This window comes from Clostridium sp. CCUG 7971, from assembly GCF_017590215.1.
GTDB lineage: Bacteria > Bacillota > Clostridia > Peptostreptococcales > Peptostreptococcaceae > Faecalimicrobium.
In genome coordinates, this window is the sequence record NZ_JAFFPK010000072.1 from 1 (window position 1) to 17,589 (window position 17,589).

The window sequence follows — 17,589 nt, forward strand, 5'->3', positions numbered from 1 at the left end:
CATAACTTACTCTTTTTATTTAGATAAATTTTAGAATTATAATTATACACCATAGACAGTTTTCACTGTACCTCACAATAATTTCATATATATTCAGTCACTAGGGAGATAAGTCTGAGCTGTTGGGAGCGACCCTAGGCTTCTTACCCCAGTACAAAGTACGATACTCCTACATGAGAATGATTACTCATAAATTTCACCTAACTTTCAGAAATATAATCTATATTCTATCGATATTGTCCTAAGGCTACTTTAACATAGTTCTTGTGTTATACACAGATTTCTCTGCTTCAAGACAAATGGCTTTGTTTGGTATTTCCAATGTCATATAAGGTACCACGCTTATATCCCGTTGGATTATTCCTCACTGAGTCGTCTATTGCAGCCACCACAAGGCTATTACTTTTATATGCACTAAAGTTTGGCAAACTGACTTATTCTTTTGGCTTTTACCATTCATTATGATTTTCACAAATCATAAGAGGATAGAATTTTCAAAGTATCCTTATAAATTCCTCCCGGCACCGTCAGCTCTCAGCAGGTTGTCACCCCTCTTAACTGAGTTTCTATGATGCATAACTATAATTCCAAAATATACTAAAGATAGTATATACTAATAAAATATTATATGCAAGTATGTTTTAATATGATATTGATTGCAGTTTTCTTATTTAGCAAGTCTTAAAGAATATAATAACTACTAATAACAAAGAAATATATTCTATACTTTTTAATGAGGATATTAAATATAATAATAGATAATTTCATTCTTATTTTGTTTTATTTTGAACTAAGAGAACATTAATGTGAGATTCCTTTTTTAGTGTTAAAAAAACATATAATTTAAAATAGCAAGTTTCAAAATTTCACTTTAAAAACTAGTCCTTAAGTAAGTTTTTAGAAAATAATTGTATCTGCTATTATATCTCTTTAAATGTATTTTTAAGATGTAATTTAACTTTTTTATATTTTACTCCAAAATAAACCTATCTTAGTCCATTTTGTACTTTATTTTTAAATTTATATATTAAAATAATTTGTATAATTTTAAACTTATTGATTGGAGGAGTTATATATGAATAAAATTTTTATGCTAATAAAAAAACTTCAAAAACTAACGCCATATATTTGTAAAACACTTATAGTCCTTTTAGGCATAAGATTATTTGTATTTCCTGTATTTGAAATTTCAAATAATTTAATATTTAATCTAATTCTATTTATATTACTTCTACTAGTGGGAATTTTATATCAATGTGAGTTTTGTTGCGTATATAAAAATATAAAAAAAAATACAAAAGATAAATTTTCAATAATTTTAATGTCTTTAATTATATGGCTTTTTATTTCTGTAGCATTTTATATGGAGCTTTACCGATTCTTGTATGTACAGAATTTTTACGATACATTCTAACCATCAACTTAAAAACCTAAGTTTTATAGCTATTCATTAAATTTCAGTTTAGGAACTAGTTTGATGTTTAGAATTAAATAGGAGGAGATAATATGAGTTTTTACACATTTATAGCTTGTGAATATGAACTACCAACATTATATAGTTCAAAATTACATAAAGCTGATGGTACAAAAATCACTACATTTCAATATGAAGATGATTTAAATGACCTTGAAATTACGCCTGGATCTTTATACTATGATGTTTCCTACTATACGAAATTATCTAAAATTTATGACCTAAATTTTAGATATACAGAAGATAGATGCCAGCGTCTTTATGACTATTTAATAAATAACTGTAAAAATTTTAAAAAGTGTGAGATATGGTCCATTTGGCTTGCAAATTGTAGTAGTAAAAAAAACTTTCATAATGATATTTCTAAAGAATTAGAAAATCTAAAAGAAGTTTCACTCTCTTTAAGTGAATTAACATTTGATAAACTTAAAAAAGTTTTAGATAGCTATGAGACACCCCGTAAACTACTTTTATATTGATAAAATATGATTGTATAGGAAAATGAAATATTTTTATTCAGAAATAGATAAAAAATACCTATCAATTTAAAAGATTATTCTTATAACCGAAATGGAGATGAACAAGTATGAGTTTTAATTATGATAAAACTGCAATAATAATGTTATTTCCAACATTATTATTTTTATATTTAAATTTACTGGAATTTAATAGTTCTATTCTGTTATCAACAATACTCTTTATAATATCTTCTATTGCCTTTAAGCTAAGAAAATCAAAACACATTAAATTAAGTCTAATTACTTTATGTTTTTTATTTTCTTTAGCAAATTTAGGTTTAGGTTTATACGAGTTAAATATAATTAGTTTATAAATTTACGTTTAGGAGATTGTTTAAATTAATTTAAATGTTACTTTGGCTATATTAGCTATATCATAGTTTTTACAATATTTTTTGCATATGATAAGGTATAGTTATTTAACTTATATTGTGAATTAAAGCTAAATAGTAATTAAAATTTAATTACTATTTAGCTTTTCTATAAATTGTACTAGTTCTTTAGAATTAATGGTATAAAATTTCTGTGCAACACCATCCATATTGAAACTATCATCATCTCTAAGTTTATTTATTTCTAAAATTACATACACTTTCTCACTATTTATTTTAATTAACTGTATACTTCTTTTATACTCCATTTGAGTACTATCTTTATTCTCTCTAATATTACCATCTAAAATTATTAGCATACCACCCGTACTTGGAAATGGTGATTCTTCGGCACTAGATTTTTTTAATTTTGAATTAGATAATACTTTACTCAAATAATTAATATCTTCTTCTGATATATGGTAGTTATGAGAATTTAAATCTTTATCATAGTTCAACACTCTCACTATATTATCTTTAGAAAATACAAAACAGTCTTTTAAAATGTAATAATCTCTTACTTTAAAGTATCCTATTATAAAACAAATTACAGTTAGTACTATAAATATATTTTTATTTTTCTTAATTTTATCCATTATACCCTCTCTTTATATCTAGTCTTATACTCGCAATTTATAATAATTTTGAACTTTTGTTATCCTTTAATTAATATAATACTATTTTTATTGTCATAAACCAATAAAATTTAGTTACAGTTTTTAATAGTTAATTGAAATCTATAACTAAGATTTAACAATATTTATTAAGCTGCATTTCACTAATTTCATACTTTCTCGAAAGTTCTCTAAAATATATAATGTCAATGTTTTGAAGAACGCACTTTCGGTTATATTATCTGAACCTATATTTTGTAGTTTTAGTTATATTAATATGATTTAAACAATAAAAACTATTTAATTATAAATTTATTTAATAGCTAAATTATTTCTAAATTATTGATATTTTTACAAAAAATATATAGTATAAAAGGAAAAAGAAATTTTTTGGGGTATTTAATGAAAAAATATATTTATTTATTATATTGCATTTTATTTTTATCACTATTAATATTTGGGTATAAAAGTATCAAATCTATAGATAGTGTATCTAAAGAAATAGTTAAGACGGCAAATAATCAAGGAATTGATGGCGTATCTGAAGAAGCTAAAAAAATAGCAAAGGAACAAGGATATTCTATAAAAGTTGAAACTAAAGAGTATGTAATGAATGGAGATGCTGAAGTTTCTAAATTAATGAAAAAAGCTTGTATTAAAGGTGGCTATTCACCTAAGAATTTTAAAAATATTAAAGGTGAACTTAAGACATTTGATTATGAATTAGAGGAAAGGTCAAAATTTGAAGATGATATGATTTACTTATCTTTATTGGTTGACAGTGAAGAAAGTGTAATAGGATCATTTCTAAATTATGCTGGTGCTGAGCATATACAATCATATAAACCAGTAAATTTTAAGGATGATTTTAAATAGAAAAATATAGTTTTTATTTTAGCCTTTTAATATATTTATTTATTGGTATATATTATAATAATATAATAACCTAGTTTAACTTAGGAGGTAGTTTATGGAATGTAAACGTTTGTATGTTATGGCTCAATATGACGAAGAAACTGAAATAAGATTAAATAAAATAAAAAAATCACTTTTAGATGCTGGTATTACAGGAAACCTAGCTTCTGATTTTCCAAATCATATTACATTAGGGTCATTTGAACTTGATAAAGAATCTGAATTAAAAAATAAGATAAGAAAAATTTGTAAAAGCACTAAAAAAATACCTATTTCATTTGATAATATAGGATTATTTGGAATGAAAGTGCTTTTTATAGCTCCATCTGTTACATATGAACTACTAAATTTACAAGAACCATTTAATCATAGCTATCCTGATAATTTTAATTGGGTTGCCCATACTACAATGATTCTTGATGAGCCAGATATAATACAAAAAGCACTACCAATTGTTGCTGAAAATTTCTCTTCTTTTTCAGGTTATATTGAAAGCGTTGTCTTGTATGAATATTCCCCATCAAGATTTATATTAAAAGAAAATCTAATATAAGATTCTTGCAAAATAAAAATACCCTCCATAATTTGGAGGGCATTCTTATTTTAAAACACATCTCTACATCTAAATAAATATCACTAATTTGATAAAATTTTACCATCACTAATAGTTATAATGTTATCGGCACTCTTAGCTATTTCATCGTTGTGAGTTATCATAACTAATGTTTGTTTATATTCATTAACACAAAATTTTAATATATCCATTACTTCTTTAGTCGTTTTACTATCTAAATTACCAGTGGGCTCATCTGCAAATATAACTGATGGTTTATTAGCAAGCGCTCTTGCAATTGCTACTCTCTGTTGCTGTCCTCCTGATAATTCATTTGGGAATTTCTTTATTTGAGATTTAAGCCCTAATTTACTTATTAAATCTTCTACGTGCTCTTTATCTACTTTTTTACCACTAATTGAAACAGGAAGTATTATATTGTCATAAACATTTATAACTGGTATTAAGTTAAAACTTTGAAATATAAAACCAAATTCTTCTCTTCTAATTTTAGAAAGTTTGTCGTCATTTAAAGTATATAAATCTAAATCATTCATAAATACTTTGCCAGAAGTTGGTTTATCAAGCCCTGCCATACAATGAAGTAATGTACTCTTTCCAGAACCACTTTTCCCAATTATCGCTGTAAATTTATGAGGTTGTATTTTTAAATTTATATTATCAATGGCTCTAACTTCACTGTCACCCTTGCCGTATATTTTTCTTAAATCTATAGTTTTTAAAGTTTTCATAAACTAACCTCCCAATGTAATTTCTTAATGTATAAATATTACTTATATAAGTAATTAATCGTTATCTTTTATTCCTTCAATAATACTCATCTTTTTCAAGTCTCTACTACTTGTAGCTACCGCTACTAAACATACAGTCACTGATATAATAAAAAATATTATTGATTCTTTAACCGGAAATGTAAAAGGCATAAAATGCTCTATTCCATAGTTTTTATAAGCATTATTATTCCAGTTTACAAATTTAATTAAGTTTATCATCGCTGGAACTAAAGCGATTATAAAACTTAATATTGCATATGTTAATGCTTCATAAGCAATCATTTTTTTCATATCTCTTACACTCAATCCTATTGCTCTAAGTGTTGAAATTTCTTTTTTTCTTATAAGTAAATTTGTTTTTATTGTACAGAAAATATTAATTCCTGCTATTATTAAAACTAATATTATCACTGATAACTGTGTTTTAGTATACTCAACTTCAAAACTTTTTTGCATCTCATTAAAATTAAACTTACTTTCAAATTGAGATAAGTGGATACTATTAGAAACTTCTTCTACTTTTTTATTTACAGTTTTATCATATGAATTTTTTAAGTTTATACCTAATTTATTGTATTTTCTCTCTCCAACAATATGTTTAGAAAGGCTATTAGCTGTTACAATCTCAAAATTACGGTTTAAATCTCCATCCCCCTTAGACATCCAGTCAGATTTTAAAATTGCACATACTCTTACTTTACTTTCTTTATATTCAGTATTTGTGTTTTCTGTAATTGGAACTTTTATTGTTATAATGTCCCCTATCTTTAAATCATGAAAAACTTTTTTAAATTTATTTGTCCCAGATTCATCGTAAAAGTAATTATATACTGCTACATTTGGTAGACCTTGGTTTAATGTCCCAATCTCATATATATGCCCTTCTTGTAAGAAGTTTTTAAGTGTATCTTTTATATAATCTGATCCAAATAATTTTAGATTCATTTCATATTCCATTTTGTCTTTTTCTTGTATTCCTTTACTCTTTGCAAAATCTTTATCCATTTCATTCTTTTTATAATCTAATAATCCACTTTCTATTTGTATTGGAGTTACACTTTTTACACCATCTACATTTTTTAGCTTATTTACATCACTCTCTGAATACTCTACATTATCTATATCTGAATTTACTCCAAATTGTATTGTTATATCATATCTTTTTTGCATATCCGCAATTTTATCATTTACTTCATCTTGCATACTTGAAAATGTAGTTAAGAATACATATCCTCCTAGTGCAATTGATATCATAGATATAATGGCTCTACTTTTATTCCTTCCAATGTTTTTAAGTCCCATAAATCCAGAAAATCCAAATATTTTACTTAAAAGTTTGTCTACTCTGTAACTTCCTCTACAACCTTTTAACTTATCATTTTTCTTTGTAGCTTCAATAGATGATATATTACCTACCTTGAAAATAGGTATGATACAAGAAGCAAAAACAGAAAATGCACCTGTTATTATAGCTTTCATAATATTTGCATTACTTATATATAATTTTGGCTTTATTACTGCCTCTTGATATATAAAAGGATTAGATATATTAACTGCTGCATACGAAGATATACAACCGATTATTAATCCTACTGCTATACCTAAAGCCATTATAACCAATGCCTGGTATATTATCATGCTTCTAACATTTTTCTTACTAGAACCTATTAATCTAAGTAATCCCATTTCCTTTATTGTTTCATTTAATGTAATATTAAAAATATTAAATACAAAAATTGCTGCTGTAATTGTAATTAGAGCCTCTCTTTTATAAGTATCTGGATTATCCTTATCTATTTGTTTATTCATTAATTGTCGTACAAGAGGCATATTTGGTAAATAACTAACTCCCCCTAAATTGTGTTTTGTCATAATTTTATTAGCTTGTCCATCAATATTTTTCCAGCCACCCTTTAGACTTAATATACTATTATAACTAATTGCATCCTGTGGTATTACGTTATTTTTCCCATCATTTTTGTAAGTAAATGCTTCAAAAGGTATATTAATATCATAAAAATCATAAAATCCCTTTGGTTTTTCTACAACTCCTACTAGTTTAAATTTTTTCTCTACAGTATAAATTTTATTATTTCCTTCATTATCTTTATATTCCTTTTTTACTGTAAAATCTAAAGTAGAGTTTAATTTACCTGCTATATTCATAGCTTCTAGTGCTTCTTTTCCCATTACTATTTCATTATTATCCTTTGGAAGTCTACCTTTTATTAACTTAGAAGACTTATCAGTTATATAATCTTTATCTGCCGATTTTAGTGGAAAAGAATTCCCTCGTTTATCTATAATATTACCTAAATTTTGTACTGTAGTAATTTTTGATACATCCTTCTCACTCTCTAATTTTTCAACGCCTTCAGGATTTAAATCATTAAATTCTACATGATATCCACCATAAAGTTTATTTATTGCTCCTACATCATTTTTATTTTGAGAATCTTTTATAACACTAGTTCCAAATATTAAGACTACACCTAATGCAACCCCTAATATTAAAAGTAATGTTCTTATTTTATTTTTTCTTAAATATGCTAGTGACATTTTAAAATATATTCCCATAAAATCTCCTCCTTTTTATAATTTATTTATCTAAGTGAATTGGCGGATGTTTTACATTTTTAAGTTCCTTAACATCTGTCAGTTCATTACCATTACTTAAGTCATATATTTGCAATAAAACTTTATTTATATATAAAGAATAGTAATCATCGCTATAAAAATATTGATATTCATATTGAGGATCATCTTTATAAGATACCTTGTAAAGGATACCATTGTAACTTGCTTTCTTTGCTTTTTCTTTTGTGATATTACTTATATCATCTTTTGGAACTCCCTGTTCTACCATATATTTATTAATACGTTTTTCAGCTTCATTCCAAGGTTTAAAGTAATTATCATATATAAAAAATCCTGTAAATCCTATAATTAGTGCTAATAAAATAGCTATATTTTTTCTCATATAAACCTCCTTATTTTAATAAAAGTTGATAAGTTTTCTGATACACTAAGACTTTGAAATATCAAAGTCATAATTACATCTTAATTGTAAAGTTTTAATATATTTTTTAGATTTATTAACTTGAACAACTTGAATCGGTATAGCATCCTTATAAGGAAGTTCTACAAGACCCTCTTTCTTATTAAATGTTTTTTTAACTGCATCAAAGAACTCTTTCTCTGTTAATTTAGTGTTAGTTAATGACTTAAATATGTTGTATATAGCTTTAACATATTTATCATTTTCAGATAGTTCCATATCTTCAGGATATTCTTTGACCCAAAGAATATCTAGTGTAGCCTTACCCTTTTTATCGTCTTCGAACATAGAGTAATATAGACTTTGAATATATTGATCAGGAAGATTTTCGAAACCTCCTAGAGATAACACGAAACTACCATCTGGGTTTGAGTGGACAACCCTAAGTCCACTATCTATTATAGCTTTTGAGATTTTTTTAGATAAATCTTGTTTAACCTCATACACTCCTTCTCGAGTGTTAATTTTTTTTGAGTAATCTTCAAAGAGCTTAATAGATTCATCTTCTTCAGTTGCTTGAGTTTTAGTTTCAATTGAGCTTTTTGATGAATTCTCAGAATGTCTACATCCCACCATTAAACCTACACTTAAACTTGTAGCTAATATCATAGCTAATATAGATTTTTTTACTTTCATATACCTTTCCTCCATTGTATTTATACTTCTCACGTATTTATTAATTATTTACCATAGCTCTTTAGTATGTGACTAATTCTTATAATAAAAAAATAAGGACGTTACCTTCTGTTAAAAGATAACATCCTTATTTTTTAGTATCAATATATATGCCCCAACTAGTAGGTTAATCGACCCAACTATCAGTATTTTTAATCTATCTTCTTATTAATCATCTCTTTAATCATTCCTTCAAACCCAAAACTATTGTACATAAACATGATTATATCTGAATTGATATTTGTTATTATATCTTCATATGTCATATCAATATTTTCAATGTATCTAGGGTCTACTATTTGAACTTCTTTAAATATATCAGCTAGTAACCATGTCATTGGTGCTTGATATGAATCTCTAAATATTAATACTTTCTTGTCAGTCAGTGAGTTTCTATTCTTTATTTTTAATATATTACAATTAGTCCCTCTCATATATGCTCCACCATAGTCCCAACTATTTTTATTCCTTAATGTAGCCATTATTTTCTCTTCATCTAATTTATGTTCCTTACTTCCATCTGTAATAAAGTACTCTAATTTACTTCCCTTTTTATATACATAGTTTGCAAATTCTTTATCTTTAACTATAAAGTTTAACTTTCTATTATAGCTACCTATAAATTCTTTATCTTTGATAACTTTAACCTTATATTTACTCATATACTCACTAACTTCATTACTTGATAAATCTAAGTCCATATTATTAATTATAAATTCAAATCCTTCAAATGCTCCTATTCCATTCCAATGGTGGTCTGTTTTGAAATAAAAATTCTCTCTTTCTTTCTCTGAAAAATTGGATAAAAAATATCTATCTATATCTATAAATGAAATATAATTTTTATCTAACTTTGAAGCTAATGAATCCTTATTTAAATCTATATTGTTTTTATTTTCTACAAAGCTAGGATAAAGATGTTTTAACATATTTGTTTTATGAGTCATTGATACAAAATAAGTATCTTTTCCTTGTGATGTAGCAAGTTTACTTAAATCATTTATTTCATTTGCATATACCTTCATCTTATTGTCCGGTATAATTTTAGAAAACTTACCTAATAACCAGTTATTTTCAGTCAAATAATAGTTGCCTACAATAAATCTATCTTTCTCACCTTTGTCCAACTTATTTACATAATTCTCATTGAATACAGATACTTCATCTATTAGAATATTTTTGAGTTGATTTGAAAAAACTCCAGAGCTAACTATAATTAATATAGATATTATACCTATATACTTTAGTATATACTTTTTCATATCACTGTCTCCTTTAACTCATGATAATATATTGATGAAGTTATATTTCCCTCATAACAAAAAAAATAAAAGCCATAAGTTGAATATACATAAAACTTACGGCTTTTACTTTAATTTATTCCTTTATCTATCATAGTTTTAATCATCGAACCAAATCCAGAGCTATTGTACATAAACATAACTATATCTGAATTACTTTCTTCTATTATTTCTTTATATGTCTTGTCTATTTTATCTATATTTCTTGGATCAGCTATTTCAACTTCTCTAAATAAATCTGAAAATAACCATGTAGTTGGAGCTTGATATGAATCCCTAAATATTAATATCTTTTTATCAACTAGTGCATCTTCATTTTTAATATTTAATATATTAGTTTGTGCTCCTCTAATATATGCCCCACCATAATCCCATTCTTTGTCATTTCTTGATGTAGCAATAATATCTTCTTCTTTTTTCTTTTTACCATTTATCTCATATGTATACTTTGTATTATCTATATAAGCATAATTAGCATATTCTTCTTCTTTAACTATCATATCTAAATTTCTATTATAGCTACCTATAAAGTTTTTACTTTTGACAGTCGTTATTTTGTATCTATCAAAATGGTTATTTAATTCATCCTGAGATACCCCTAAATCTATTCTTGAAGCCATCATTTTAAAGTTTTCAAAAGCTCCTATGCCTGTCCAATGATGGTCTGTTTTAAAGTATAAACGTTCTAGTTCATCTTGACTAAAATTATTTAACATATACTCATCCATATCAATATATGTTACTATATCAGACTCTAACCTTCTCCTAAACTCATTTTTATTTATATCTATATTTTCTGTAGTATCTACATATTTAGGATATAGATGTTTTAAAATATTTGTCTTGTGAGGCATCATAGTAAAGTATACATCTTTATCTAAACTTAAACTTATCTCAGATAACTTATTAATTGCATTTGAGTAATCATTTAACTGCTTTTCACTCAAAAGCTTTGAAAACATTCCTAAAATCCAATTATTATCAACTAAATAGTAATTACCAACTTTTGTTTTATTTAATTTAACTTCAGATTTTTTATTTATACTTATCATTTCATCCCTAAATACAAATTGATCATTATAGTAACTTTCAAACTTAGATGTAAATTCACCTTCTTTAATATCTTTTAATACTGGCTTTTTTTCAAGATTTCTATTCTCTACAATACTATACTTTTTATCTGGAGTTATAATATTAAGAATTAAAAAACCGAAAACTATACTCAAAAATGGTATTATTATATACCTAGCTTTCTTTTTATTCATAAAACTTCCCCTTTAAATCTAAAATCTAAAATCTAAAATCTAAAATATAAAAATGGGTTGTAACTCGAACTACATAACATTGTTATAGCAATAAACATATATATACCTAGCGATAATCCATGCATTAAATATGCTATATCATTATTTAATGCTTTTTTATTAACTTTTAAAATTAATCTTTTTAATACTTTTACAATAGGCGTAGATAATATTATAGATGCAAGTATAATGTACCAGTAATCAATTAAGTAAGCATTGAACGTGTTATTAACTATAGTATTAGAATTAACTCTAAACATAACTTTTAAAAACTCAAATGCGTATATCATATTGTCAGCTCTAAAGAATACCCATCCTGTAACTACAATTAAAAGTAAATATATATGTCTAAATACTCTAGGAATTTTATAAAGTACTTTCTCTAAAAATGCTTTTTCTAAGGCTATAAATACCCCAAAATATAGACCCCATATTATAAACGTCCAACTAGCTCCATGCCACATACCAGTTAAAAACCAAACTATAAATAAATTTCTATACATCTTGAGTTTTGATACTCTACTTCCACCTAATGGTATATATACATAATCCCTAAACCAGCTACCTAAAGAAATATGCCACCTTCTCCAAAACTCTGAAACTGTTTGTGATATATATGGATAATTAAAGTTTTCGAGAAACTCAAATCCAAACATCTTACCTAACCCTATAGCCATATCACTATATCCACCAAAATCAAAATATATTTGAAGTGTATAACAAATTATACCTAACCATGCTTCTAGTATTGAAATATTTGACAAATTACTTGAAAACACACCATCTGCTATAATAGCTAATTGATTTGATAATATAACTTTTTTAGCTAGTCCACAAACAAACCTATTTACACCATCTGCAAATTTTTCTATTGAATGTTCTCTTTTATTTATTTGTGTAGCTATAGTCTGGTATCTAACAATTGGTCCTGCTACTAATTGTGGAAATAGTGTAACATAAGCTCCAAAATCTAATATACTCTTTTGTGCCTTAGCATCTCCTCTGTAAATATCTATAGTATATGACATTGTTTGGAAAGTATAAAATGAAATCCCTATCGGTAAAGGTAAATTCAATAATCCTATATCTAAATTAAAAATAATATTAATATTTTCAATTAAAAAGTCGCTATACTTGAAAAAACATAATACAAATAAATTTATAATTGCTGAAGATATAACTACCCTCAGTGCTTTTTTCCTTTTTCCTAGCTCAATGAATCTTTCAACTTTCAATCCATGTATATAATCAACAACTGTTGAAAATAACATTAAAAACACGTATACTGGTTCTCCCCATGCATAAAAAAACAAACTTACTAATACTAATACACTATTTCTTATTTTTTTATTTGATATATAATAAAATATTAAAGTACACGGTAAAAATAAAAATAAAAACATCAAACTACTAAATACCATTTTTTTATATGTCAACAAATTTAAGTTGTTAACACGTCTCCTTCCCTATATTTTCATAATAATATATATTGACTTAGTACAGTTTCCTTAAATATAAAAAATAAGGGTGTTGTCTTTTGTTATTAAAAAGATAACACCCTTATTTTTTAGTATCAATATATATGCCCCAACTAGTAGGTTAATCGACCCAACTGTCAGTATTTTGGTTAAGTGGTATGTATATGTTTAGTGTAAATTTGTCCTTTTGGTCTTCAAATAATATTTCTCCATCATATTTTTCTAAAGAGGATTTAATACTTTGAATTCCTATTCCATGTATAAATTTATCCATTTTGTCTGTTAATAATCTATTTTTATTAATCCTAATACTATTAACTTTACTATTTTCACATTTAAGTACAAAATATTGTCTATTTATAGTACCTTTAATTCTAATATATTTATTAATATTTTCATCATGTATTTTATCACTCGCTTCTATTGCATTATCTAGAATATTAGCAAATATACTGGATACATCTATTGGTTTTATAAAATTAACTTTTGAAAAGTTTATATCACAAATAAATTTAATTCCCTTTTTTTTACATAGTTCACTCTTTTCATTAATTATAATATCTAATATCATGTTTCCTGTATTATAAGTTGATTTGAAGTCTTTAATTTCATCTTTTAAATTATTTACATATTCATTAACTTCTTTACTATTATTTTTAAGATTGTCTATAGTACAAATATGGTTATTTATATCATGATAAAGTTTTTTAACTTTCATATGAGATTCTTGAATACTTAAGTAATAAGAATATTGCATATCTAATTTGTTTTTTATTAATTCATTTTGAGATTTTAATTTGTTCTCTTTTACTATTTGTCTAAATAATAATATCAAAACTATACTACTAGCTCCTACTAACTTTGGAGTTAGAAGAAAAGAAAATACAAACTGTTCTGAATATAAGACTCCAAATCTCTGCATTTTGTAAAATATATAATTTCCAACTATACTAATTGAATTAACAACTAAAGCAAATAATAAGTATATATAGTTTCTTTTTTCGCTATCAAGTAATTGTAAACGATTATTAAAAAATCTAAATACAAGATAGATAAATAAAATAACCATATTAACACATATCTCAACTTTTAAATTTTCAAAATCAGATACTAAAAGAGCTTTTTCGGATGATATAACATTGCCTGTAATTACAAAAAATAAAATTCTATCTAATAAATACTTTTTAATCAAGTCGTAATATACATTAAATAAACAAAAGAAAATTATATATTTAACATATCCTATCTTATAAAAATAATTATAGTATACTACCCAAGCAATAAATATTATGCCATCAACTAGGTAATTGCTATTATTACCATTAATTTGAGATATATTAGACAGTCTAGCTATAGTATAAATTAATAACAATAAAATATAAAATACAATTTGTTCGTTTTCTTTGCCTTCTTTTTTATAAGTTAATATCCCTTTTAGTATAATAAAACGTGTAAGTATTGATAAAGCTAATATAAAATTAGACATCAAATTTAACATATTGAATCACCAATAAATCTTAAGAATTTCTCCTTAACTTCTTTATGTCTATATCTACTAACAGGTATTTCTTCTCCACATTCCAATACTATAGTATTTGACTTTATATTTTCTACATAACTTAGATTAACTAAAAAGCTTTTATGGCATCTTACAAATTTATCTTGTTTTAAGTCTTTTTCTATTTTTTCTAGACTATATCTCACATCAAAACTCTTATTGATTGTGTGTATTAACATATTCTTTTTTTTGAACTTCTACATACTTTATTTCATCTGAGTAAATCTTGTATGTATTAGACTTGTTCTTTATTATAATATGATTATTTTTATTTTCAATCTCATTAATACAAGTTAGCACATGTTGTTTTAATTCTTCTAATTCTATAGGTTTTAGCAAATATCTATACGCTCTTACTTCATATCCTTCTTGTACATAATCTATTAAAGAAGTTATAAATATTATTTCCATTTTATTATCTACTTCTCTAATCTTTCTTGCAGTATCCATTCCATTTATTTGCCCCATTTGTATATCAAGAAGTAATATATCTATGTCTTTTAAGTTACATTCAAGTAACTCTTCTCCAGAAATATATTTTTGTATTTCATATTCTACATTTATATTTTTTAATATATTATTAAGATAATCTTCTATTAAGATCTGTGTTTCTTTTTCATCTTCACAAATTGCTATTTTAATCATAATCCCCCCCTAAACTCGTCTTATTATAATCCAATATTGAAAGTTTTTTGTTGATGTATTTAAATATTTATTTTTATATCTTATACTTTAGGATAACATTTTTTTATTATTTTTATCAATACTCAAGTCTAAATACGGTAAAGTCTTAAATTTAACTTTTTTGCTTTGTTAGGTTTAGTAATTACTTTCTAAGTCATATCTGTAATTATTGCTAATATGTGTTTCATATTAATTTTATCTATATATAATTAGTTTAAACTGAATTAATAAAAAATATGAAAGGTCAAACTTTGTTTTTATTAAGTTTGACCTTTCTTTAATTAATAATCTTAATTTTGATTTATTATTTTATCCTCAGTTATTATACTTGTCACTTCATCTAAATTAGCAAACTTATATAGTCCATCATAGTTAAACTTCTCTTTTTCCATTACTAAATATCTTTTATTAGAGCATTCAATTATAGTTTTTTTTGTATTTCCATCTTCTAAATTAAGTGTAGTTATATATCCTGTTTCTAAGTTAATTCCACATACTCCTATAAACGCTTTATCAAAAGTAAATTTTCTTATGTATCTATCAGCAGCTGAACCTACTATTGCACCTATCTCTTTGTTAAATTCTCCTCCAATACAAATTACTTTTATATTCTTATTACTTCTTAATTCTAATACAATTTCTATCATGTTTGTTACTACTGTAATTTCTTTATTTATTTTGTTTAATTCTTTTGCAATCTCTAGACTATTAGTCGATATATCTAAAAATATTATATCTCCATTATCTATTAGCGTAATTGCTTTTAGTGCTATAGCTTTTTTCTCTTGCATATTAATATCTTTTCTTTTATCAACGTTTTTTATCTCATTAAAATCTCTTTGTGCAATAGCACCTCCATATACTCTTTTTAGGTGCCCTCTAGACTCTAGCTCTTTTAAGTCTTTTCTAATACAGTCTTGCGTAACTTCAAACAATTCGGATAAATCTTTAACCTTTACTCTCCCACTTGATTTGATTATTTCTATAATTTTTTCGTATCTCTCTTCTAAAAACAAATTTTTCACCTCTTATTTTTATTCCAATTTTTTATTTATTATTATTTTTTATTATTATTTTTTATTATTATTTATTGATTTATATGTATTACCATATTATACTATAGATATAATAATTAGTATATAAGGTAGCGTTATAAGCCAAACTTAGCGTGATACTTTATATAACAAAAGCACTAATTTTTTTAATTAGTGCTTTTTTATATTTTACATTAGGTTAATATTTATAGTAAAATTAATGCCCTTATCATCCATTTATTTAGATTTTGAGGGTATTTTTACTAGAGTAATTAAAATTCTCCTACCTATTCAGAAAAATATATTTTTTCACATAGTTTTAAACCTCTAATAAATTTTCATAGTTACATTTTAACTGTATTTTCAGTAAATTATTTATATTTTAATCCTAAAATCGTACATTTTAATCCATTCTTTACATATTTAAAAATTCTCATGCTATATTAATTATCGATTGAAAAAATCAAACTTTCTATACTATAATATACAAAAATATTTAAAATTGGCTCTGTTAGACAATTGTGTGATTAATTATATAGAAAATAGATTATGATATAGGTGTCAACTTTACTTCACGATATTTTATAGAAAGGATACCTATATTATGCCTAAAGTAGATATAAAATCCATAGTTAAATATTTCAACAAGGATGAACTTATAGATTTAATTTCAATAGCACAAGGAATTTTAAGTGCTTTATTTAGTTCTGATGAAATTAAAGATAATATCAAGGAAAGCAGATTCTCTAAGGGATACGAATGTCCTAAATACCAATGTAAGGACGTGAATAAAAATGGGAAATCTAGAGGTAGACAAAGATATATATGTAAAAGATGTCGAACTACATTTTATAAGTTCACTATGTCTTCATTCTCTAGTACTAACTTAGGATTAGATAAATGGCTTAAATACTGCGAATTAATGATATGATAGAAGTTGATGAAGTTTTTATACGTGAATCATTCAAAGGAAACCATTCAAAAAGTACTACTTTTAAGATGCCTAGAGAGCCTAGAAAAAGAGGCAAAGGCAATAATGATATGAAGAAAAGAGGTATTTCTAACGACAAAATCTGTATTGAGCATCCATTGACCGTAAAGGTAATATCCTTATTGGAGCAGTTTGAAATGGTAGAATCACAACTAATAATATAGTTGGATTTTTTGATGGAAAATTAGGTGAAGATGCAAGAAAATTCACAATTGTTGCATATTGTATTTTTTTATATAATGAATTATGTTTTAAAAATAGTTTGTG

The 17,589-nt window shown here is 25.0% G+C and carries 16 protein-coding genes and 1 pseudogene; 4 read left to right on the forward strand and 13 right to left on the reverse strand.

All coding sequences use genetic code 11. The features are described from left to right. The first annotated feature begins 1,506 nt into the window (after positions 1-1,506). Positions 1,507-1,953 (forward strand): hypothetical protein, encoded by a 447-nt coding sequence (locus tag JWF52_RS10230; protein ID WP_208333463.1) that lies wholly within the window; start codon positions 1,507-1,509, stop codon positions 1,951-1,953. Positions 1,954-2,071: 118 nt separating this feature from the next. Here JWF52_RS10230 and JWF52_RS10235 read toward each other — a convergent pair whose 3' ends face one another. Together JWF52_RS10235 and JWF52_RS10240 are read right to left on the reverse strand one after the other, a co-directional pair. Continuing rightward, positions 2,072-2,218, reverse strand: a complete 147-nt coding sequence (locus JWF52_RS10235; RefSeq protein WP_208333464.1) for a hypothetical protein — start codon at positions 2,216-2,218, stop codon at positions 2,072-2,074. A 234-nt stretch (positions 2,219-2,452) separates the two neighbouring features. Beyond that, on the reverse strand, positions 2,453-2,959 hold the full coding sequence (locus JWF52_RS10240; RefSeq protein WP_208333465.1) for a hypothetical protein: 507 nt from the start codon (positions 2,957-2,959) through the stop codon (positions 2,453-2,455). Between the two features lie 420 nt (positions 2,960-3,379). Here JWF52_RS10240 and JWF52_RS10245 point away from each other — a divergent pair, with 420 nt between their 5' ends. Both JWF52_RS10245 and JWF52_RS10250 read left to right on the forward strand, forming a co-directional pair. After that, a complete protein-coding gene (locus tag JWF52_RS10245; RefSeq protein ID WP_208333466.1) occupies positions 3,380-3,853 on the forward strand; it encodes a hypothetical protein in 474 nt (157 codons plus the stop codon). A gap of 94 nt (positions 3,854-3,947) precedes the next feature. Beyond that, entirely contained in the window at positions 3,948-4,445 is a 498-nt protein-coding gene (locus JWF52_RS10250; RefSeq protein ID WP_208333467.1) for a 2'-5' RNA ligase family protein, read from the forward strand. Between the two features lie 83 nt (positions 4,446-4,528). Here the strand turns inward: JWF52_RS10250 and JWF52_RS10255 are convergent, their stop codons facing one another. From JWF52_RS10255 to JWF52_RS10300, 11 genes are all read right to left on the reverse strand, one after another. Beyond that, positions 4,529-5,197 carry an ABC transporter ATP-binding protein gene (locus JWF52_RS10255; RefSeq protein ID WP_208333468.1) on the reverse strand — a complete coding sequence of 223 codons (669 nt, stop codon included), beginning with the start codon at positions 5,195-5,197 and terminating at the stop codon, positions 4,529-4,531. Between the two features lie 54 nt (positions 5,198-5,251). After that, the gene (locus JWF52_RS10260) at positions 5,252-7,816 is read right to left on the reverse strand and encodes an ABC transporter permease (RefSeq protein WP_208333469.1); all 2,565 of its coding nucleotides are present in this window, start codon (positions 7,814-7,816) and stop codon (positions 5,252-5,254) included. Between the two features lie 22 nt (positions 7,817-7,838). Continuing rightward, on the reverse strand, positions 7,839-8,219 hold the full coding sequence (locus JWF52_RS10265; RefSeq protein WP_208333470.1) for a DUF3139 domain-containing protein: 381 nt from the start codon (positions 8,217-8,219) through the stop codon (positions 7,839-7,841). A gap of 45 nt (positions 8,220-8,264) precedes the next feature. Beyond that, on the reverse strand, positions 8,265-8,933 hold the full coding sequence (locus JWF52_RS10270; RefSeq protein WP_208333471.1) for a hypothetical protein: 669 nt from the start codon (positions 8,931-8,933) through the stop codon (positions 8,265-8,267). Between the two features lie 191 nt (positions 8,934-9,124). Next, entirely contained in the window at positions 9,125-10,234 is a 1,110-nt protein-coding gene (locus JWF52_RS10275; RefSeq protein ID WP_208333472.1) for an alginate O-acetyltransferase AlgX-related protein, read from the reverse strand. A 110-nt stretch (positions 10,235-10,344) separates the two neighbouring features. Then, on the reverse strand, positions 10,345-11,538 hold the full coding sequence (locus tag JWF52_RS10280; protein ID WP_208333473.1) for an alginate O-acetyltransferase AlgX-related protein: 1,194 nt from the start codon (positions 11,536-11,538) through the stop codon (positions 10,345-10,347). 32 nt (positions 11,539-11,570) lie between these two features. After that, a complete protein-coding gene (locus tag JWF52_RS10285) occupies positions 11,571-13,016 on the reverse strand; it encodes an MBOAT family O-acyltransferase (RefSeq protein WP_353654919.1) in 1,446 nt (481 codons plus the stop codon). 160 nt (positions 13,017-13,176) lie between these two features. After that, positions 13,177-14,553, reverse strand: coding sequence for a sensor histidine kinase (locus JWF52_RS10290; protein WP_208333474.1), 1,377 nt, complete (start codon positions 14,551-14,553; stop codon positions 13,177-13,179). After that, on the reverse strand, positions 14,547-14,759 hold the full coding sequence (locus tag JWF52_RS19320) for a LytR/AlgR family response regulator transcription factor (protein ID WP_353654920.1): 213 nt from the start codon (positions 14,757-14,759) through the stop codon (positions 14,547-14,549). The genes JWF52_RS10290 and JWF52_RS19320 overlap by 7 nt, the downstream gene beginning before the upstream one ends. A gap of 10 nt (positions 14,760-14,769) precedes the next feature. After that, positions 14,770-15,258, reverse strand: a complete 489-nt coding sequence (locus JWF52_RS10295; protein ID WP_286184103.1) for a LytR/AlgR family response regulator transcription factor — start codon at positions 15,256-15,258, stop codon at positions 14,770-14,772. Between the two features lie 329 nt (positions 15,259-15,587). Then, the gene (locus JWF52_RS10300) at positions 15,588-16,313 is read right to left on the reverse strand and encodes a DeoR/GlpR family DNA-binding transcription regulator (protein ID WP_208333475.1); all 726 of its coding nucleotides are present in this window, start codon (positions 16,311-16,313) and stop codon (positions 15,588-15,590) included. 622 nt (positions 16,314-16,935) lie between these two features. On the opposite strand from JWF52_RS10300, the pseudogene JWF52_RS10305 reads away from it, so the two are divergent. Continuing rightward, positions 16,936-17,521 (forward strand): annotated as a pseudogene (locus tag JWF52_RS10305) (transposase); the annotation flags it as partial. Positions 17,522-17,589: the final 68 nt, after the last annotated feature.